The organism is Sabulibacter ruber (genome assembly GCF_017355955.1).
In the GTDB taxonomy this organism is placed as follows: domain Bacteria; phylum Bacteroidota; class Bacteroidia; order Cytophagales; family Hymenobacteraceae; genus Nibribacter; species Nibribacter ruber_A.
In genome coordinates this window covers 487,335-506,940 of sequence record NZ_JAFFID010000003.1, presented here as the reverse complement: position 1 = coordinate 506,940, position 19,606 = coordinate 487,335, and the positions used below count along the sequence as shown (strand labels likewise).

General features: G+C 51.5%; 15 protein-coding genes. 5 read left to right on the top strand and 10 right to left on the bottom strand.

Features of this window, described 5'->3' with window-relative positions:
* Window positions 1–22: 22 nt before the first annotated feature.
* Window positions 23–1,252 (bottom strand): sensor histidine kinase, encoded by a 1,230-nt coding sequence (locus JT719_RS17680; RefSeq protein WP_207434946.1) that lies wholly within the window; start codon window positions 1,250–1,252, stop codon window positions 23–25.
* 645 nt (window positions 1,253–1,897) lie between these two features.
* On the opposite strand from JT719_RS17680, the gene JT719_RS25310 reads away from it, so the two are divergent.
* Complete coding sequence (locus tag JT719_RS25310) at window positions 1,898–2,503, top strand: YqaE/Pmp3 family membrane protein (RefSeq protein WP_242693324.1); 606 nt, start codon at window positions 1,898–1,900, stop codon at window positions 2,501–2,503.
* A 108-nt stretch (window positions 2,504–2,611) separates the two neighbouring features.
* On the opposite strand, the gene JT719_RS17670 is transcribed toward JT719_RS25310, so the two are convergent.
* Together JT719_RS17670 and JT719_RS17665 are read right to left on the bottom strand one after the other, a co-directional pair.
* The gene (locus JT719_RS17670; protein ID WP_207434945.1) at window positions 2,612–3,016 is read right to left on the bottom strand and encodes a hypothetical protein; all 405 of its coding nucleotides are present in this window, start codon (window positions 3,014–3,016) and stop codon (window positions 2,612–2,614) included.
* A gap of 330 nt (window positions 3,017–3,346) precedes the next feature.
* On the bottom strand, window positions 3,347–6,172 hold the full coding sequence (locus tag JT719_RS17665) for a M16 family metallopeptidase (protein ID WP_207434944.1): 2,826 nt from the start codon (window positions 6,170–6,172) through the stop codon (window positions 3,347–3,349).
* A gap of 322 nt (window positions 6,173–6,494) precedes the next feature.
* Here JT719_RS17665 and JT719_RS17660 point away from each other — a divergent pair, with 322 nt between their 5' ends.
* Window positions 6,495–8,225, top strand: a complete 1,731-nt coding sequence (locus JT719_RS17660) for an alkaline phosphatase D family protein (RefSeq protein WP_207434942.1) — start codon at window positions 6,495–6,497, stop codon at window positions 8,223–8,225.
* 315 nt (window positions 8,226–8,540) lie between these two features.
* Here the strand turns inward: JT719_RS17660 and JT719_RS17655 are convergent, their stop codons facing one another.
* The 5 genes from JT719_RS17655 to JT719_RS17635 form a co-directional block, all read right to left on the bottom strand.
* Window positions 8,541–9,533 carry a TIGR03885 family FMN-dependent LLM class oxidoreductase gene (locus tag JT719_RS17655; protein ID WP_207434935.1) on the bottom strand — a complete coding sequence of 331 codons (993 nt, stop codon included), beginning with the start codon at window positions 9,531–9,533 and terminating at the stop codon, window positions 8,541–8,543.
* Window positions 9,534–9,806: 273 nt separating this feature from the next.
* Window positions 9,807–10,571 (bottom strand): oxygenase MpaB family protein, encoded by a 765-nt coding sequence (locus JT719_RS17650; RefSeq protein ID WP_207434933.1) that lies wholly within the window; start codon window positions 10,569–10,571, stop codon window positions 9,807–9,809.
* Window positions 10,572–10,737: 166 nt separating this feature from the next.
* A complete protein-coding gene (locus JT719_RS17645) occupies window positions 10,738–11,097 on the bottom strand; it encodes a SpoIIAA family protein (protein WP_207434932.1) in 360 nt (119 codons plus the stop codon).
* Between the two features lie 189 nt (window positions 11,098–11,286).
* Window positions 11,287–11,496, bottom strand: a complete 210-nt coding sequence (locus JT719_RS17640; protein WP_207434931.1) for a hypothetical protein — start codon at window positions 11,494–11,496, stop codon at window positions 11,287–11,289.
* A gap of 137 nt (window positions 11,497–11,633) precedes the next feature.
* The gene (locus tag JT719_RS17635; protein WP_207434930.1) at window positions 11,634–11,993 is read right to left on the bottom strand and encodes a hypothetical protein; all 360 of its coding nucleotides are present in this window, start codon (window positions 11,991–11,993) and stop codon (window positions 11,634–11,636) included.
* 251 nt (window positions 11,994–12,244) lie between these two features.
* Here JT719_RS17635 and JT719_RS17630 point away from each other — a divergent pair, with 251 nt between their 5' ends.
* Window positions 12,245–12,487 carry a hypothetical protein gene (locus JT719_RS17630; protein WP_207434929.1) on the top strand — a complete coding sequence of 81 codons (243 nt, stop codon included), beginning with the start codon at window positions 12,245–12,247 and terminating at the stop codon, window positions 12,485–12,487.
* Window positions 12,488–12,651: 164 nt separating this feature from the next.
* On the opposite strand, the gene JT719_RS17625 is transcribed toward JT719_RS17630, so the two are convergent.
* Window positions 12,652–13,785 (bottom strand): multinuclear nonheme iron-dependent oxidase, encoded by a 1,134-nt coding sequence (locus tag JT719_RS17625; RefSeq protein ID WP_207434928.1) that lies wholly within the window; start codon window positions 13,783–13,785, stop codon window positions 12,652–12,654.
* A 31-nt stretch (window positions 13,786–13,816) separates the two neighbouring features.
* The gene (locus tag JT719_RS17620; RefSeq protein WP_207434927.1) at window positions 13,817–13,987 is read right to left on the bottom strand and encodes a chryseobasin-related MNIO class RiPP peptide; all 171 of its coding nucleotides are present in this window, start codon (window positions 13,985–13,987) and stop codon (window positions 13,817–13,819) included.
* Between the two features lie 442 nt (window positions 13,988–14,429).
* Between JT719_RS17620 and JT719_RS17615 the strand changes: the two genes are divergently transcribed.
* Together JT719_RS17615 and JT719_RS17610 are read left to right on the top strand one after the other, a co-directional pair.
* On the top strand, window positions 14,430–17,783 hold the full coding sequence (locus JT719_RS17615) for a VCBS repeat-containing protein (protein ID WP_207434925.1): 3,354 nt from the start codon (window positions 14,430–14,432) through the stop codon (window positions 17,781–17,783).
* Entirely contained in the window at window positions 17,783–19,138 is a 1,356-nt protein-coding gene (locus tag JT719_RS17610; protein ID WP_242693323.1) for a vanadium-dependent haloperoxidase, read from the top strand. The genes JT719_RS17615 and JT719_RS17610 overlap by 1 nt, the downstream gene beginning before the upstream one ends.
* Window positions 19,139–19,606: the final 468 nt, after the last annotated feature.

Below are 19,606 nucleotides of genomic sequence, written 5' to 3'. Positions count from 1 at the left end.
GATTCAGAATTAATCCTTTGACTTAGGTGGTTTGCTCTGATTCCACCTTCCCGAAGTTCAGTAGAAAGCAGGCACCGGCTTTGCCGTCGTTGCGGTCGGTGATGCAGACAGAGCCGCCCAGCTTTTTGGTAATGGATTGAACCGTTGCCAAGCCAATGCCCATGCTGCCGTCCTGGCATTCTTTCTTGCTACCCAAGGTTTCAAACAAACGGAAAGCCTTTTCCCGCTGCGTTGCCGGAATGCCCGGGCCATTATCGGTTACCCGTAACATGAAACCCTTTGGGTGGATCTGGTATTCAATCTCCAGCTCTCCCGTAGGTTTGTCATTGTATTTCACCGAGTTGGTCACCAGGTTCTGCAGAATCTGGTAAAGCCCGATGCGGGAAGAATTTACAACGGCGGTTTCCTGAGGGTACCATACCTTAAAATGGCCGGGTACTTCGCAATGGTCTAACACCTGTTCCAGTAGTTCTTTCAGGTCAATTTCCTGGGTTTGGTCTTCCTTCAGAGAGGTGTTTTTAGCAAAGAGTAGAATTCCTTCAATAAGATGCTGTAATTGGTCTGCGCGTTTATTTATGAGTTGCAGGTAATGGGTGCCCTGGGAGTCTAATCTGGTGGCGTACTCTTCGCTGAGCCACGCAGATAAACTGCTGATTCCGCGTAAAGGGGCTTTCAAGTCATGTGAAACCCGGTACGAGAACTCAGACAGGCTGTGGTTCAGTTGCGTTACTTCCTGATTTAGCTTTTCTAATTCCCTGTTTTTCTTCCGGAGCTCTAATTGGCTTACTACCTGGTTTGCCAATGCCTTCAACGCCTCCAGTTGGGTAGCGGAAAGCGCGTGAGGCTTGGAGTCAATGACGCAGAGGGTACCCATGGCGTACCCCTCAGGCGAGCACAGCGGAACCCCCGCGTAGAAGGTCACATTAGGTTCGCCGGTTACAAAGGGGTTGTCGTGGAACCGCTCGTCCTTAGAGGCATCTGGTACAATCAAAGGTTGGGTTGGTTCTTTGATGGCATGGGCGCAAAAAGCCAATTCCCGCGGGGTTTCGGTTCCTTCAATCCCCAGGGTTGACTTAAACCATTGCCGGTTGGCGTCAATGAACGTGATCAGGGAAATAGGGGTCTGGCAAATGGCGGACGCCATCTTGGTAAGATCATCGAAATCTTTCTCCGGTAACGAATCTAAGATCTGGTATTGCTCCAGTGCTTTCAACCGTTCTGCTTCATTCTCGGGGAGGCCAGGGTCAATCATGTCAGTAGGGGGCTTATATAAAATTTATAAGTTGTTGTTTGTCGTTTGCAAAGGTAACAGATTGCCCTAAAATGTGCTGTTGCCATGAGTGTTTAAAATAAGGAAATTAGCGTGAATACTATAAAATCTCTTGTCAGCAATAGTTTAGCAGGGAATAAGTGAATTGTGGTTCAGGTGCATCAAAGAAGAGAGTTGGGTTAAAGAGATATTTGATTAATGGCCATACAGGTTTGTTTATAAGAAAGGAATATGAATATATCTATGTTGCAGAAGAGGTTTGAAGCGAAGGAAGCTATTCCTTGTTCTTAAAATATAACTTCTTTAGCATGGCTGATGGCATGTTGTTTCATCTTCTTTACCAAGGCATGTATGGGTACTAGTTCACACCACATTCTCATTTAGAAGTGCCTTGTGCAGTGCAGTTATTTAGGAGTAGGAGCGACCTCTCAGGCTACTTCATTTTAGGTATAAAATCTTTTTGATCTATGCCCAATATCAAAAATGTATAACTAATTATAGATAAGTATAGTATTAAGGTGGGTGGGCTAAGGTAGCCTTATTTTCTAGGTGAAGGGGGAGAAGACAGCTGTAGGTGAAGGAAAATACCAATAGAGAACTTTTTCTTTTAACATAATTCTCAATACTATGAAGTTTAAAAGTTTACTGCAGCTTGTACTTGTTTTCCTGGTTGGCCAGTTCTTGCTGGCCTGTAGCTCCACAGAGTATTATCGGTTTTCTTCTGTAAAGCCAGAATCATATCAAAAATCCGTCGCGAAGGTTGATCCTGCCGCGGCTCCGGTAGAAACAACGGTTACTGAAGGAACGGTGAGCGTGCCAGCGGATATAACACCGGTTGAGGCAAAGGCAGAGCCGGTGTTGGAGGCCAATGCGGGGAAAGCTGAACCGGTTTTATTTGAAACCAAAAGGATAGCAGAAGTAAACACGCCCACCGCTGCCAAGCCCTCTTTAACGTTGAAGGAGAACTTGGTTTTGGAGTCTGCCAAAAGCCGTCTGGAAAGCATGACCAAGGCCGAGAAAAAGGAGTTTAAGAAAGAGGTTAAGAATGCCATTAGAGGTACCAACGAGGTAGGCACGGTGCTGAAAATCATTCTGGCTATTTTACTGCCTCCGTTAGCCGTTTTCCTGCATGAGGGCTTAGGAAGCAGGTTCTGGATAAGCGTACTGTTGACCTTGCTCTTCATCTTGCCAGGTATCATTTACGCGCTCCTGGTGGTGACAGACTCCATTTAACCATAACACCACCCAACAAGAAAGCCTCTGCCTTAACGGGCAGGGGCTTTCTTGTTGGGTGCCACTAAGGATTGCTTTCTGGCAGGTAAAACCTGAGGTTGTGCAAGGTTATTTGAGCCAGGCCAGGGCAGACGAACGATCAGCAAAGTTCTGCATCTCATAATGCAGGTCAAGGCTGGTCTGAATCCGGAGACGGGTTTCCTCTGCTTCGCTTTCCCTTCGCAGGTCTGTAGACTCTAACCTGGCTATTTTCTGCAATCGGGTGGAGTTCAGGTCCTGCGCCAGCTTCAGCGATAAAGACGTACTCTCCTCTTTTGAGATGGTGATGCTGGCTTTGCTGCCATCTATCAGCACTTTTTTGACATCATAATTCCGGATAGTTTCCACCATGGTTTGCATGGCTTGCCGCACTTCAGGGAGCAGGTCGGGATCAATGTCTGGCCACGTCATCTCCAGGATGTCTGTCGCCGGATCATATTCTAGCTTGAGAATGCTGTCCTGATGAAGTAACATAAGATTCCTTGTTAATGGAAAGCTGGATCAAAGCGGAAGCTAAAGTCCTGTCTCAAATAGGAGAAAAAGGGAAAGGAGCAGCGTGGGTCATGCAAGACCTTGAAGATAGGCCCAAGCTTCTCTGACTAGAAGGGATGCTTTTGACTTAAACCTAAGGTACGGAATTAAATATAGTAAACCATATGTTCTTGAGGATTATTTTACCAGTCAAACAGGCTCACTTGTATCTTTTCATTTTAGAGCAGTTTTTATTAAATCTGCCCTAAAACCGCAATCCCCTCCAGAAACACTGAAGGGGATTGCGGTAAGGTAAAACGTTGTAAAAGAAAGCTAGTTCAGCAGAACCGGTTTCCCGAAGCCTAGTTGCTCCAGTTTTTTCAGCTGGGTGGCGGCATCGCCTACCACCAGGTAGTACATCTTGTTAGCGTTCACGTACTGCTGGGCCAGTTCCTTTATCTTGGCTACGGTCATGCCTTGTACCAGGGCTTCGCGGCGCTTGGCGTAGTCATATGGCCAACCATAGGTGCTGATGTTGTTGAGCATGCCCAGCTTGGCTCCCATGGTCTCAAAAGCCCGGGCGTTGCTCTTGATCAGGAAGCCTTTGGTCACCTCCAGGTCCTGGGCTGAGTAGTTAGGGCCGTAGTTCTGCAGAATCTGTTTGATGAGATCGGCAGATTCAAAGGTCACGTTAGACCGCACCCCGCTCTGGATCACGAACGGACCCGGAAGAACCGAGCCTGAGAAGTTTGAGCCAATGCCGTAGGTATAGCCTTTGCCTTCGCGCAGTTGCTGCGTGAGCTGCGACGCGAAGCCTCCGCCGCCTAGAATATAGTTCATCACCTGGGCCGGGTAGAAGTCTGGGTGCGTGGCCGGCAAGGCCAGGTACCCAAACCGCAACACCGACTGCTTGGCGCCCGGCACATCATAGAAGTACACCGTAGAGTTGGTTGGGGCTGCCGGTGTAGGATACTGCGGCAAGCGCACCTCTTTGGCTTTCCAGTTCTGGTTAAGGCCGGCCAGTGAGTTGATTACTTCCTGCTGGTCTACGGCACCCACAATCTGGAAGGAGGCCAAAGACGGAGACAGGTTGGCGGTGTAGTAGTTCTTCAGGTCTTCCAGCGTAATCGCTTTCACCGAGCCCTCTGAGCCCAGGATGTTGCGGGACAGAATGTGGTTTTTGCCGTACAGCAGCTTTCTGAAGTTGTTATCGGCGATGGAGTTAGGGTTGGCTTTCTGCTGCTTTATCTGGCTTTCTACCTGTTGTTTGATCAGGCTGAATTCCTTTGCATCCCAGCGGGGCTCCAACAGAATCTCCTGCACCAGCGCCATGGTAGGCTGGTAATTTCTGGCCAGCGTGCGGCCGCTGATGTTGAAGCTCTCTTCACTGGCGTTGATGCCGATGGAAGCGCCCAAAGCCTCTATGGCTTCCTCCAGTTCCTCGGTGGTTTTGTTTTTGGTGCCTTTTAGCAATAACTCAGACAAAAGGTTAGAAACGCCCACTTTGGCTGTGTCCTCCAGCAGCAAGCCCCCGGCAATGCGCAGGTTAAATTGCACCAGCGGCACTTCACGGTCGGTGATGCCTACCAGTTTCAGGTTGTTGCCCAGTTTGCTTTCCCACACGTTGGGCACGCGGGTCTCAGGGGTTTTGCCGTATGGTGGCTCTTTGGTGCGGTCAAAGCTGGAAGGCGTGCGGGTGTAAGAAGCCTGGGTAGAGGCATCGAATTTCTCCTCGGCACCTTCCACAATTTTCTCTTCCACCACGCTGGCCTTCTGCGATCCGGCCAGAATCAGGTTGGTCTGCCCTTTAGGGACAAAGCTGGTGGCTACGTAGTTTTTGCCTTTAATATATTTCTGGTATACACGCATCACATCCTCGCGGGTCACGGCCAGCATGTTCTGGATGTCTTTGCTGATGAAGCCCGGATCTCCGGCAAAAATGGCGTACTGGGCCAACTGGAAACCTTTGCCTTGTGCGCTGGACAATCCGTTGTAGAAACCCACTTCCTGGGCGGTCTTGATGCGGTTCAGGTCGGCATCAGAGAAGCCTTCTTTCTCAAAGCGCTGGAACGCTTCTTCCACGGCAGCGTGCAGGTTGTTCAGGTCCACTTTCTCGTAGCCCCGGATGCTCATGGTAAACTGACCCGCCAGCTCAGACCCGTACTGCGACATGTTCACGCGGCCTGCCAGTTGCTTCTCGTCTACAATCACTTTATTGAACGGAGCCTTTTTGCCGTCGCTCAGCAAGGTGGCCAGTGTGCGCAGCGCGTAAGAATCTGGGTGGTACATGTACACGCTCGGCCAGGTCATGGTCAGCTCAGGCAAGCGGGCGAAGTTGTCTTCGTGGTACAGTTTCTTGGTTTGGGCCAGCGTCACGGGCTTTTTCTCCAGCGCCGGGATTTTCTCGCCTTTCTTGATCTCGCCAAAGTATTTCTCCACCCACGCTTTTGCCTGGGCCGGATCAAAGTCGCCGGAGATGGTCAGTATCACGTTGTTGGGCACGTACCAGCGGCGGTAGAACTCCTTCACGTCTTCCAGGGTGGCGTTCTGCAAATCTTCCAGAGAACCAATCACCTGCCAGTTATACGGGTGGCCTTTGGGGTACAGGTTCTGGTCAATCACGTAGGAAGTGTGGCCGTACGGAGCATTGTCATAGCTCTGGCGCTTTTCGTTTTTCACCACCTGCTTTTCTTTGGACAACACCTGCTCGGTTACGGTGTTAATGAAGAAGCCCAGTTTGTCGGCCTCGGCCCAGATCATTTTCTCCAGGGCATCGTTGGGCACGGTCTGGTAATAGTTGGTGCGGTCGCGGGAGGTGGAACCGTTGGCGCCGGAGCCGCCAATGCGGGCGCTCATCTTGTCTAGGCCACCTTTGCCCAGGTTCTCAGACTCCAGGAACAAAAGGTGTTCAAACAAGTGGGCGAACCCGGTACGGCCTTCTTTTTCGCGAGCCGAGCCCACGTGGCTAGTGAGGGCCACAGCTACTACCGGGTCAGATTTGTCCACGTGGAAAACCACGGTAAGTCCGTTGTCCAGAGTGAACTTCTCAAAATCTACCTGAAAAGCCTGTTTCTCGGTTTTGGATTTGCTCTGCCGCTGACAAGCTAGCAAGGATACGGAGAGGCACAAGAGCAAGGTGAGGTGTCTGTAAAATCGCATGAATGTTAATTGTGGTGTACTAAAAATATTGCGTGTAACAGGAACAGCAGCAAGTAATGACAAAAGCTGCTCTAACAAAGGTAACAGTGCAGTTCTGAATTTGCATGGCCCTTCCAGAACCAGGAGGAAAATCCAGTGCCACAGCAAGGGTAATCCTTTTGAAATAAGGTGCCTACTGGTTGCCCGATAGCCTGAAAATAGAGCGATAAACCAACGTTTCTTTAGTGTTAAGGCCGCTCAGGAAAGTTAATAAAAGCATTACCAGAAGTACCAAAAGAGACTAGAAGCTTCCCGCTATCTTGGGTATATACCAAGCCCAAAGATGGAAAAGAAAAACCTAAACCTACTTAGCCGCAGAAGCTTCCTCCGAAACTCAGTGATTGCGACTGCCGGGGTGACCTTGCTGCCTTCTGCCCTGATCAGCTGCTCAGATGATGACGCAGGAACTACCCCCGAGGGCAATTTCGGCTTTTATGAAGGAGTGGCCAGTTTTGATCCTACCCAGGACCGGGTCATTCTGTGGACCCGCTACACGCCCGCCGTCAATGAAAGCGGAAAACCCGTTATTCTGCTGGATGTGGCAAAAGACCCGGGATTCACCTCTGCCGTGGTGAGCCAAACCGTGGAGGTTGATACCGCCAGCGACTACACGGTGAACGTAGATGTAAGCAACTTATCTTCATATACCCGGTACTACTACCGGTTCAGAAACGAGAAAACCGGGGCAGTATCTGTGGTAGGGGAAACCAGGACCTTGCCTAAAGCCGGGGAAGCCAACGAGGTAAAACTGGTCGTGGTGTCCTGCGCCAACTTCCAGTCAGGGCTGTTCAACGTGTATGGCGCCGTGGCTGAGTCTGAAGCAGATGTGGTGGTGCACCTGGGAGACTATATCTATGAATATGGGGCAGGTGGCTACGGCACCAACACCACCACCGCCACCTTGGGGAGAGCGCATGTGCCTGCCGGCGAAATCACCAGGCTGGAAGATTACCGTGCACGCTACCGGCAATACCGAAGCGATGAGCAACTGCAGAAAGCTCATCAGTTAAAGCCTTTCATCTGCGTGTGGGATGATCATGAAATCACCAACGATGCCTATAAAGACGGAGCCGAAAACCACCAGCCCAATGAGGGAGATTATAACACCCGTAAAATGTACGCCCTGCAGGTGTGGCATGAGTACCTACCCGCCCGCGTAACTGACAACTCCAAAATCTACCGCAATTTTGAGATAGCGGGCCTTGTTAACCTCATGATGCTGGACACCAGAATTATTGGAAGAGACAAACAACTGGAGTACAGTGCCTATATCACGCCATCGGGGTTAAATGCGGCCGCTTTCCTGGCAGATTGGCAAAACCCGGGCAGAACCATCCTGGGTACCGAACAACGCAACTGGCTCATGTCTCGCTTAGGAGCCAGTACCGCAAAGTGGCAGGTGTTGGGCAGCCAGGTCTTGATGAGTAAGATCTTCATCCCGGCTGAGCTGCTGCTCATGACCGCCCAGATAGCCTCGGGAAATCCCACGCCCGAACTACTGCTTCAATTCAATACGCTGGTAACCCAACTGGTTTCCATCAAAACCAGGATTCTACAGGGAGATACCACTGTCACGGCTGCCGAAAGGGCAAGGGTTGAAACGGTGCTGCCCTACAACCTGGATGCCTGGGACGGTTACCCGGTAGAGCGGGAGATGGTGTTTGCGGCGGCCGCTGGCAAAAAGCTGGTTTCATTGGCCGGTGACACGCACAATGCCTGGGGTTCCACTTTGGCAGACGCCTCTGGTAATGAAGTAGGAACGGAGTTCGCGACGGCATCAGTAACCTCGCCGGGTTTGGAAGCTATTTTTGGTAATAGCCTCCAGGTCATTGCGGGCGTGGAGCAAGCCTTTACCTTGCTGATTGATCGTTTGAATTACCTCAATGCCTCACAGCGGGGGTACGTGTTGGCAACCTTCACCAATTCCAATGCCCACGCAGATTGGCGGTATGTAAGTACCATTGCCACCAGAAACACCGCCACCACATCCGGTAAAAAGCTTACTACGGCATAAGTTAATGCTGCCAACCTTTTAGCCGAGGGACTGTCTGAGGAAGGCAGTCCCTTTTCTGTTTTTTAGGAGAGGGATTTGTAAAGCCTGGGCAGTTCTGGGCGTCTTACCTGTGCTTTCAAATAAAAGAGGCAGCCATCTGGCCGCCTCTTTTGATACTATTCCTAACAGCAAACATTGCAAAGCTAAGCCCCAGCCACCTGGTACTCTACACCCAAAGCAAACCTTAACCAAATGATAATCCCTGGTCAATGTGCTGGTAGGGCCGCCTTCTAAAGCAGAAGGAGAACCGTCTTCCCTCAGTAAAAGTAAGGCAGCCTACGCTAGTCGGGCTGCAATCTTCTTCAGATCTGGCAGCACCCGGTCCCCGAAGAACTCAATGTATTGTTCCTGCTCCAGGTTCACGTTGTGCAGGTGCAGGTGCGTGAAGCCCAGTTCCAGGTCTTTGGCCAGCAGGTCAATGTGTTCCTGGGCACTGTCTGAGATGCGCACGTGCGGCTCTAGTTCATCTGGTTTCACCATGGTGCCGGCAGCATCAAAGCCTTTCACCGTGGGGATGTCTGAGAGCAGGGCCGAGGGGAACACGTTGTTTTTCCATTGCTCGTGGGCCGTCTGGCGAGCCTTCTCCTTGGTGGTATGGTAAGAAAGCTGCACTTTCAGGTGCATGGGCTTGCCCTCGCCACCACCCCGGTGAAAAGCCTCTACCATCTTCTGCAGTTCATCTGCCGGTTTAGAGATGGTGATCATGCCATCAGCCCAACTGCCCACCCATTCGGCGGTTTCCGGGGTGATGGCGGCACCTATGACCGGCGGCATGTAGTCGGGGCGGGTGTAGAGCTTGGCGTTCTCCACTTCAACCAGGCCCTTATGCGACACCGTTTCGCCGCGCCAGAGCGCCCGCATGATGTCTACGCAGAGTTTCAGGCGCTCATTGCGCTCCTGTTTGTTGGGCCATTTCTGTCCCGTGATGCGCTCATTGAGGAACTGCCCGCTGCCGGCGCAGAGGAAAAACCGGTGCGGAAACATCTCGCAAAGCGTGGCTACTTTCTGCGCCGCAATGGCCGGATGGTACCGCTGTCCCGGCGCTGAAACCACGCCAAACGGCAGTGACGTGGCCTGCATGGCTGCGCCAAGCCAGCTCCACGCGTACCCGCTTTCGCCCTGGTTTTCGCTCCAGGGGTAGAAATGGTCTGAGGAGAGGGCGTTAGTAAAACCGGCCTGCTCGGCTTTCTGCACCAGCGCTAACAGGTGGCTCGGTTTAAACTGCTCATGAGAGTTGTGGTAGCCAATGGTGATGTTCTTGTTGTCCATAGGATATAGCTTGTTTCGGGAAGACCCGTGAGGTTCCCTTCCTTGTTTCCGTTGCGTTTTACAGGTGAAATCTTGAATAGGTAAACAGATCAGGATCAGCTTGCTCTGACAGGAAAAGCCACTGCTCTGTTTGCTCAGAAGGTGTACGGGGAGTACCAATTGGAGTTATAGGAACCCACCTTTCCGGCAAGCCGATTTTAACCTGTTTTCAGCAAAACCGGGTGAAAACAGCTACTTATGCACTAACAGGATGTATTGGGCAACTAGAATGCATCAGGCGGGCGCCTGGTCCAGGTCTTTGATCTGCTTTTTGTAGGCATCGGGCAGAATCACCGATTTCAGAAACCAATCCAGTTTGAGGTACCGCGACACCTTGTAGCTCTGCAGAAGCGGCGAGATCAGGGAAATCTTCCGGAAGCCCAGCAACTGTTTCACGCGGTCTGGCACTACCATGATCTGAGCCTCCAGCAGCAGCCGGTACCTGATGTTGCCCAGATGCTTCTGGTACTGCTTGAACAGATCCTGGGTGTAATGGCTCCAAGCCAGGTCCTGCTGCAGGTGCTCCTCGCGGGAAATCAGCCATTGCTCATAGGTTTGCGGCAGGCCCTGCAAGCCCATGCGGTAGCCCACGCGGTAAAACACATCAAAGACTTCGGCCTTCTCAGAAAGGGTAAGTTCGCGCTCCAGCACCTCGTAAGACCGGATGGAATAATCAATGAGCATGAACAGGACGTCGCGGTAGGCCCAGTCGGGGATTTTGGCGCCTCTCTTGGATTCAACCCCGGCATGGATGTGGGCCATCTTGTCAATGGTTTTATTGGCCGCCTCCAAGGGAGAGAACACAATCTGGCGGGCGTAGGCCACCGTGGAGAAAAGTCGGCCCAGGGGATCGGCGGGCAACCTGCCGGTGAAGTAAAGCCAATCCACCGCTTTGTTCAAGGCGAACTCGGCCGCCGAGCCTGCGAAGATAAAGAGGATGGTATCGCCTTTACCCCAGATTTCCCGTACCACTGAGTCCTTCTCAACAAAGAATTGCATGACTTGTCTCTCGTCTGATGAATGTTTTCAGGCCCGTTTTCTTAAAGTAGCCGCTAAACAGAAAACGCGGATCCTGAAACGGAATTGCCTGGCGGGCGCTGCGGTAAAGTAACGCTTTTCTGCTTTCATCTGGAAAGCAACGCCCGGGATTGCTGAAGAAACTGGTTTAAGGCAGGTTTACCCATGCCATGGCCTCTGCCCGTTGGGTGGCAGGAAAGAACTGAACCTCGGCGGTGGTGAACGGTTTGATGAATTTGGTGATTGTGTTCTCCCAGGTTTCATCGCCCACAATGGCCACTTTCCTGAAGCTGTTCACGTGCTTTACATCAAACTTGATGTCTTCCCACACGGCCCCGGCTGACCAGCCTTCAAAGTCGGTCATTTCCCAGTAGAGGTCAATCTTGCCTTGCTGGGCAATCTGGGCCTCCAGGGCGGGCACAATCAGGTCATATTCCTCTTTGCCCACTTTCCCGCTCAGGCGGGCGGCAAATAAATCTGGTTTCTCGGTGTTCAGGATCTCTACCATGGTGAACTGATTTTTAAGGATAGGTACGTGCCTGCTTTATTGGAAGTTAACGGTGCCGGATTACAGGTGCTTTGTGAGCTGAGGCCTGGGGCAGGGTTTTGTCTGGCCAGGCCTGAAAACAAGAAAGCCGTTTTAAGCCTAATTTCAGGAATTCAGGCTTAAAACGGCTTTTATAGTGGCTACTGTTAGCTAGACAGTTCTTTTGTTTTGTCTGCCCAGGATGTATCCGTAAATCAGGAGCCCGGCACCGGCGGCATAAGCTACGTATTGTTTATCTCTGTTAGAAAGAGACCGGTAGATGTCCATGCCTGCTTTGCCCGGGTTAGATACTAAGGCCATGATCTGAGAAGGATCTTTCAACAGGTTAGAAAGTCTTTGGGTGGTTTCGTTAGATTTCATAGTTTTATTTTTAAAGTCAGCCTTACCTACGTCTTTTAAGGTAGGTGGTTTACCTCAATCTGCAATTCGCACGGTAAATGCGGGCCGAGCTGTTTTTCTTGCTGCGTCAGGAACCGGGTGCGGTTTACCTGAATCCATTATTTCAGAAAATACCTGCCTACCAGAACCCCGTTTACATAGACCTTCCACAGGCGTTTGGTTTTGGAAGACCGCAGAATGGTGACCAGGTAATAGGCCGAGGCAAGGCAAACCGCTGCCAGCACAATAATAGTAAAGACCGTCACCAGGTTGCCCAGGTTCTTTTGGTGCCAGGAAAGCAGCAGGCAATTCAGATGCAGGGTGATAAAACCAATCACCGTGGCGCAGCCAAGCAGTAATTTGTCTTTCAGGGAGATTCTGCCGGCGGTGCTTTCTTTTTCCTCCCACAACAGCAGCAGGACCGTGGCCGCCACCGTAAGCAGAAGAACGAAAAGGTAAATGGATAACAGTAGTTGCATGTAGTAAATATGCTTGCCAGTTATTACATGAAGGTAAAGCCAATGTTACCCTTTTATGAAGGATGTACCGGGTGGACGAATACCAGAAGCAAGAGCCACGAGGCCGGTTAAGTTGGCGGTCTGCCCAGGGTGTCTCCTAGTTTAGTACAATTCTAAATTACAGAGAAAGGCTGTTTTTGTGTAACATAACTGCTGCAAGGGGCGGTATAATTCATATACAAACTTCATGTTGAACTTAACCAACTAATGATATGGAAGCTACTTGCAATCACTGTAACCACTGGATCCAGGACCAGAAAATTGTAGAGGTACAAAGCGACCAGTTTGGGGTTTGCGATGAACTCTCCGGCAAACCAGCCATGAACCCCGAGTTTGTGCTACCCGTGGTACATGAGCCCGGAATGCCCGCCAGCCAGCCTAAACCATTTGAGATGGTAACCGGCGCCCAGTTTGGCTGCAACCACTTTGAGGTGCGCAATACCTGGATTAAGTAAAGTCCTGAACTACGAATTGATTTCGGGTCACCTAATCTGTGATTGGGTGACCGGAAAATATGACCAAGATTAAACGAAAAGCCGCTGTAACGTTTGTTGCAGCGGCTTTTCGTTTTGGGCTTGATTTTAAAAAAATGCCCTGAAACTATATTGAAGGACCATGGCTATTTCTTCTTCCACTTCTGCGCCAGGCTGATGGCGGTTTCCAGCATTGCAGGTTCCCACTGTTCTACCTGCCAGGCAGAATGGGCCAATGTGGAAGTACGGAGTTTCTGTTGGGCTTCTTCATAGGAGCCGGCAGTTTCCAGAATGGAAGAAAGCTCTACCTGCTGTGCATACAGGGCTTCATCTTCTACCAACTCCGCAGAAAAAGTAGCCTGGGGTGGTAAAAAACGCTCTGGTTCCGGTATCGGGTTCAGGTGCGTAGCGTTGAAATCCCGCACTATCGCTTCCATGCGCAGGTAATCCTGGTAAAACTGGGTTTTGCTTTGCTCTGTTTTGAGGCTGTTGCCCAGTTGCTCCAGCACCACGTACTTCAGGTTAGGGCAGAGGGGCAGCGTTTGAGTGAGCAGGTTAAATACCTCTTCCGGTACCCCGTTGTCATGCGTGTCTCTTCTGATTTTTTTGGCAGGCGTGGTGAGAGAGTCTTCCCAGCTTCCGCCGGAGATATGGATCTCCCGTACCCGTTCGAGCGGGTAGAACGGAATGAGTTCCTCAAACGAAACCGAGAAATTGTGGAGCTGGCAGTACAGGTTATGCAGATCCAGAATGATGAAACCGTTCACCGGCTCAATCAGCTTCTCCAGGAATTCGCCATGTCTTTTCACGTCTTCCACAGAATAGGAGAAGGCCAGGTTCTCCAGGCCTACCGGGCATTGAGCCGCTTCCTGGATACGTGCCAGTCGGTCTTGCCCAATGGCCAGGGTGGTGGCGGTGTAAGGAATGGCCAACGGAGCCCCGTGGTGGAAGTTCTGCCCCGTCATGAACCCGAAGTGCTCAGTTACATGGTCAAACCGATAGCGCTGAGAGGCTTCGGACAGGGTTTTGAGCCATTGACGCTGCCCCTCAGACCATTTCCCCGAAAACAGCGAGAAGAATACCCCGTGTGCCACCAACCGCTTTTCCTGACCAAAAGCCGTGAGCAAATCCAGAAACCAGGCCGGTACCTGCCTGGTCTGGAAAAGCGCGTCAAAAGACCACTCCAGGCCATCTACCCGGGCTTCCTCCAGCAAGGGCAAAGCGGCCGCCAGCAAGTCCAGGTCCAGGTTGCAGGCCAAAGAGGGCAGGAGGTTCGGCATCGGTTCTACTTCTGGTTAAAAGTGTAGACCATCACCCCATTCCGCAGGCGGGGCAGTTATCAGGAACAGAGGGCAGGTTGGCAGCATTGTTGGCTTCCTGCTCGGTGTTGGGGGCCGGCAGGTTTTCCTCGTCAACGCAGCTGGTGGTCTGCACGGTAATTCCCAGCAGAATGGCACTGAGTACTGATTTTGGAATATTCATCTTCAGTAAAGATTAGTGGATAAAACAAACAGAATCAGGTAGCCTCCTTTTCCGAGGTTCAAATAGAAGACCCAGCTCGGTGGTTGAAGGTTGCATGAGGTCTTGCCCTTCCTTGACCTTTTAGAATCCGTTTCAGGCCTATTTTAGCAGAATTAGGTAGAAAACAGAAAGAGAGTTCAGGCAAAATGGCGCTTGCTTACGGGTACAAACTATATGAATGTTTCCCTCGGACCGTGGGCTGTGGATCTAGTCTGGAATTTAGCGGATATGTTAAGCAAAGATTTTAGGCATTGTCAAAAGGTATGCTTATACAGTTCTTGCATTTAAAATGCTTCGCGCTGAAATGAGTTTTTGTTGAGGATTCATGAAAATTTAGGGAGAGTTGCCTCAGGATATATGCGATACATTATGTATACTTATAGGCTGTTTTCAATATTCCATCATGAATTTGTTTAGAAGTGCGTCCCTTTGGGGAGTTGCCCTGTTGGTACTGGGCACCCTGGGCTGTGAGAAAAAGAGGTCAGTTCAGGAAACTGAGCCAGAAACTGCCGCCACAAGCCAACCAACGCTGTTTACCCTTTTGGGCACTGAGAGTACCCGCATCAGTTTCAACAACACCCTCACAGAAACGCCCTACGCCAACATCATTGCCTACCAGTATTTCTATAACGGGGGCGGAGTGGCCATTGGCGATGTAAACCAGGACGGTCTGCAGGACATCTATTTCTCCGGGAACATGGTGCCTAACAAGCTGTACCTGAACAAAGGCCAGATGCGGTTTGAAGACATTACCACGGCCGCCGGGGTGGAGGGGAACCCCAATACCTGGAAAACCGGCACCACCATTGCCGACGTGAACGGCGACGGCCTGCCCGATATCTACCAGTGCTATTCCGGCCCTATGCGCGGCAAAGCGCGCGTGAACCAGCTGTTCATCAACCAGGGACCGGGCAAGAACGGGGTGCCTACTTTTGTGGACAAAGCCAGGGAAATGGGGCTGGACGATTCTTCTTACAGCACCCACGCCGCCTTCTTTGATTATGACCGCGACCATGACCTGGACATGTTCCTGCTCAACCATAACCCCATTCAGTTCAACAACCTGGACGATGTCACCATTCAGGAAATCAAGAAGAAACCGGCCCGGGACATGCAAGCCAAGTTGTTCCAGAACAACAACGGCACGTTCAAAGATTTGTCAGACAAAGCGGGGCTGCACAAATCGGCGTTCTCGTACGGTCTGGGGGCAGGCATCGCCGATATCAACCAGGACGGCTGGCAAGACATCTATGTCTCCAATGACTACTCTGCGCCAGATTTCCTGCTGATCAACAACAAAAACGGCACCTTCACTGATCAGTCCAGGGACGCCATCCAGCATACCTCCATCTATTCCATGGGCAATGACATCGCAGACATCAACAACGATGGCCTGCATGACATCATGACCCTGGACATGCTGCCCGAGGACAACAAACGCCAGAAACTGCTCTTCGGGCCAGATAACTATGAGTACTTTGATATGCTGGTCCGCGCCGGGTTCAACTACCAATACATGCGCAACATGCTGCAGGTGAACAACGGCAACGGCACGTTCAGCGAGGTGGGCCAACTGAGCGGTGTCTCTAATACTGACTGGAGCTGGGCCCCCCTTTTAGCCGATTATGACAACGATGGCTTAAAAGACCTGTTCGTGAGCAACGGTTTCCTGCGCGATTTCACCAACATGGACTTCATCAAGTTCCGGAGCGCCTACTTCCAGTACCTGCGGGGCAAGGTAACGCCGGAGAGTGTCATGAACCTGCTCTCCAAAATGCCCGCCTCTAACGTGAATAACTACATGTTCAAGAACAACGGGAACCTGCAGTTCAGCAACATGGACAAAAACTGGGGCTTTGACAAACCCTCTAACAGCAACGGAGCCGCCTACGCAGACCTGGACAATGACGGCGACCTGGACCTGATCACCAACAACGTGAACCAATCTGCCTTTGTGTACCAGAACCAGGCCCAGAAACAACTGAAACACCAGTACCTGCAGGTAAAACTGGTAGGCACCGGCAAAAACACCGACGGCCTGGGCGCAAAGGTAACGCTCTACCACCAAGGCCAGCAGCAGTTCCAGGAGCAGATGACCTCACGGGGTTACCAGTCCAGCGTGTCGCCCGTTCTGCATTTCGGGGTGGGAGGGAATGCCTCCATTGACTCGGTGCGGGTGGTTTGGTTAGGAGGCAAGCAGCAAATGGTGCGCAATGTCAAGCCTAACCAGGTGCTCACCTTAGAGGAAAAGAACGCCACCGCTACCTACGTGGCACCCAAACCCGGCAAGCCTTTCTTCACCGAGACAACCTCGCCGGTCACGTTTGCGCATCAGAAAAGCAACATCAATGATTTCAAGCGCCAGCCGCTCATGATAAACCCTATGTCGTTCTCCGGCCCTTGCTTGGTGAAAGGCGATGTGAACGCAGATGGCTTGGAGGACCTATTTGTGGGTGGTGCGGCTGGTCAGGCCGGGGCGCTCTATTTACAGGCTAAAAACGGAAAATTTGCCCTGAAACAAACACCAGCTTTTACCGCCGATAAAGCCAGCGAAGACGTGGATGCCCTGTTCTTTGACGCCAACAATGACAAGGCCCTGGATCTGTACGTGGTGAGCGGCGGTTACCACAATTTCATGCCCGAGGATGCCGCCTTGCAAGACCGCTTGTATTTAAACGATGGCAAAGGCAACTTCACCAAAAGTGCGCAAGCACTGCCCGCCATGCTTACCAGCAAAAGCTGCGTGCGGGCCTACGACATCAACGGCGATGGTTTCCAGGATTTGTTTGTGGGTGGCCGCGTGATTCCGGGCCGGTACCCAGAAGCTCCCAGAAGCTACGTGCTGCTTAACAACGGAAAAGGCCAGTTTACAGATAAAACCGCCCAGGTAGCCCCAAAACTGCAGAACCTTGGCATGGTGACCGATGCCGCCTGGCATGATCTGAACGGCGATAAAAAAGCCGAACTGGTGGTGGTAGGCGAGTGGATGCCCATTACCGTTTTCAGCCTTTCTTCCGGAAAACTAACCGAAAACACCAAAGCCTTCTTCTCAAGGAACTACAGTGGCTGGTGGAACAAGCTGTTCATCGGGGACTTCAACAAAGACAATCGGCCGGACCTGATTGTGGGGAACCAGGGCCTGAACACCCAGTGCAAAGCCTCAGACAAAGAACCCGCCGAACTGGTGTACAAAGACTTTGACGACAACGGCGCCATTGACCCTATCCTGTGCTTCTACATGCAGGGCAAAAGTTACCCGTATGTGACCCGCGATGAGTTGCTGGATCAGGTGAGCATGATGCGCACCCGCTTCCAGGATTACAGCACGTATGCTAACGCCTCGCTGGAAAACATCTTCTCGCCGGAGGAACTTAAGGGAGCCAGTCGTTTGTCTTGCAATTACTTGCAAACGGCTTATTTTCAGGGAGGTACAAACGGGAGGTTCAAAGAAATGAAATTGCCTTTAGAGGCGCAGTTCTCGCCGGTGTTTGCCCTGGCTTCCCTGGATTACAATCGAGACGGAGCGGCAGATCTGCTGCTGGGCGGGAACGTCAACAAAGCCCGCTTGCGCTTTGGGAAAACCGATGCCAATTACGGGCTGCTACTGCAGAACGACGGCAAAGGAAACTTCACTTGTGTGCCTCAGCAGAAATCTGGGCTCCGCCTCACCGGCGATGTGCGGAGTATCCTGCCGGTGAAAAATACGGTGCTGTTTGGGGTTAATCAGATGCCAATAAAAGCTTACAATTTACAGTAATGAGAAAGTTTTTACCGGTTATCCTCCTCCTGAGTGTGCTTTGGGGATGTACGGGCCCTGCTCAGGAGAAAAAACAGAACCTGGACTTCAGCTCAGGGCAGATCAGTCAGGTGATCAATAAAATGACGGACATCATGGTGAACGACGTCACCAATCCGCCCCTGGCTTCCCGCTTTTTTTCCTATGCTACCTTGGCCGGCTATGAAGTGGTGTCGCAGAACGACAGCAGCTACCAGAGCATGCACGGCATCCTGAAAAAGTATCCCCAGATTGCCAGACCTAAAGACGTGACCGGATATTCCACGGAACTGGCGGCAGTGCTGGCCATGATGGAAACCGCCCGGAAAATGCAGCCCTCCGGCGTGCTGCTGGATACCCTGAAAACCAGGTTCCTGGATTCCTGCCGCCGCGAAGGACTAGCCGAAGAAGTGATCACGGCCTCTCTGAAATACGCCCAATCGGTGAGCAAGGAAATTCTGGCCTACGCCAAAGCCGATAAATACAACCGCATCAGTAACTATCCGCGCTATACGCCCAAAGAAGGTGAGGGGAACTGGTATCCCACGCCACCCGCTTATTTTGCCCCGGTTGAGCCGTACTTTAGCACCGTGCGCTCCTTTACCCTGGATACCTGCACCCAGTTTAAGCCGGTTCCTCCGGTGGCGTTCTCTACCAACAAGAAGTCTGAGTTCTTCCAGTTACTGCAGCAGAATTATTACGTAAGCACCCACTTAACGAAGGAGCAGGAACAAATTGCCGCTTTCTGGGACTGCAACCCTTTTGCCCTTCAGGACAATGGCCATTTGCAGGCGGGCTTGAAAAAGATCTCGCCGGGTGCACACTGGCTGGGTATTACGGGTATTGTCTGTAAACAAGCCAAAGCCGATTTCAGAAAATCCATGAAGGTGCACATGCTGGTATCTGTGGCGCTCATGGATGGGTTTATTTCCTGCTGGGACGAGAAATTCCGCAGCAACCGCATCCGCCCGGAAACCGCCATCCGCAAGTACATTGACCCGTCGTACAAGCCTATGCTGCAGACTCCGCCGTTCCCCGAGTACCTGAGCGGGCACTCCACTATATCCGCCGCCTCGGCCGTCATTCTGAGTTATTACTTCGGAGACCAGTTCCAATACGTTGACACCGTAGAAGAGCGGTTCGGTTTGCCCGGTCGCAAGTTCAATTCTTTCCAGGAAGCAGCGATAGAAGCGGGCCTCTCCCGGTTTTATGGGGGTATTCACTTCATGGATGCCATTGACAACGGCCGTAAACAAGGCCTGGAAGTAGGAGAGTGGGTGTTGCGGAAAGTAGAGGGAGCTCCGCAGGTGTTGGCTTCTGTTCAGAAGAAGAAATAAGGTTTATCTGTTGTAAGCTTTGCCTTGCGGCAGGCTGTTAGATTCAAGTGTCAGGTGTTTTCGCCTGACACTTTTTGTTTTATGTAGGCTTGTGGTTGCTGGCGTAGCTTCTGCTTGCCTATGGAATTATGGGCTGCTTTTTTCATAGTTAGCGATATGCGCTCACGGCCGTGGGGCCCCGTCTTCCGCGCTCGCGCTGTACCAGCTTCCTTTGCTCCCTTTCGGTCGCAATGCCTGGCGGCACCGGAACCTGCTAAGGCGCTCGCCCGAAAGACTGGAATAGGGGAAAGTAGCAGAAACATTGAAGGTGATGGTGATGATGGAATTGTGGGATGGTGGAACCCTGTAGAGACAAGGCACTGCCTTGTCTCTTACTATTACTGCCTTCCCTTTCCATGGTTCAAGTCTGTGACTTGGACCTACTATGAGGGCAGTTTGTAACTGCCGTGAAGTACTAGCCCTAAACTC

Bases quoted from the DNA above. Each gene is read 5' to 3' on its own strand.
- JT719_RS17630 (WP_207434929.1), top strand. From the start codon at position 12,245: ATGGAAGCTACTTGCAATCACTGTAACCACTGGATCCAGGACCAGAAA.
- JT719_RS17640 (WP_207434931.1), bottom strand. From the start codon at position 11,496: ATGAAATCTAACGAAACCACCCAAAGACTTTCTAACCTGTTGAAAGAT.
- JT719_RS25310 (WP_242693324.1), top strand. From the start codon at position 1,898: ATGAAGTTTAAAAGTTTACTGCAGCTTGTACTTGTTTTCCTGGTTGGC.
- JT719_RS17625 (WP_207434928.1), bottom strand. From the start codon at position 13,785: ATGCCGAACCTCCTGCCCTCTTTGGCCTGCAACCTGGACCTGGACTTG.
- JT719_RS17670 (WP_207434945.1), bottom strand. From the start codon at position 3,016: ATGTTACTTCATCAGGACAGCATTCTCAAGCTAGAATATGATCCGGCG.
- JT719_RS17655 (WP_207434935.1), bottom strand. From the start codon at position 9,533: ATGGACAACAAGAACATCACCATTGGCTACCACAACTCTCATGAGCAG.
- JT719_RS17615 (WP_207434925.1), top strand. From the start codon at position 14,430: ATGAATTTGTTTAGAAGTGCGTCCCTTTGGGGAGTTGCCCTGTTGGTA.
- JT719_RS17650 (WP_207434933.1), bottom strand. From the start codon at position 10,571: ATGCAATTCTTTGTTGAGAAGGACTCAGTGGTACGGGAAATCTGGGGT.
- JT719_RS17660 (WP_207434942.1), top strand. From the start codon at position 6,495: ATGGAAAAGAAAAACCTAAACCTACTTAGCCGCAGAAGCTTCCTCCGA.
- JT719_RS17665 (WP_207434944.1), bottom strand. From the start codon at position 6,172: ATGCGATTTTACAGACACCTCACCTTGCTCTTGTGCCTCTCCGTATCC.
- JT719_RS17680 (WP_207434946.1), bottom strand. From the start codon at position 1,252: ATGATTGACCCTGGCCTCCCCGAGAATGAAGCAGAACGGTTGAAAGCA.
- JT719_RS17610 (WP_242693323.1), top strand. From the start codon at position 17,783: ATGAGAAAGTTTTTACCGGTTATCCTCCTCCTGAGTGTGCTTTGGGGA.
- JT719_RS17645 (WP_207434932.1), bottom strand. From the start codon at position 11,097: ATGGTAGAGATCCTGAACACCGAGAAACCAGATTTATTTGCCGCCCGC.
- JT719_RS17635 (WP_207434930.1), bottom strand. From the start codon at position 11,993: ATGCAACTACTGTTATCCATTTACCTTTTCGTTCTTCTGCTTACGGTG.
- JT719_RS17620 (WP_207434927.1), bottom strand. From the start codon at position 13,987: ATGAATATTCCAAAATCAGTACTCAGTGCCATTCTGCTGGGAATTACC.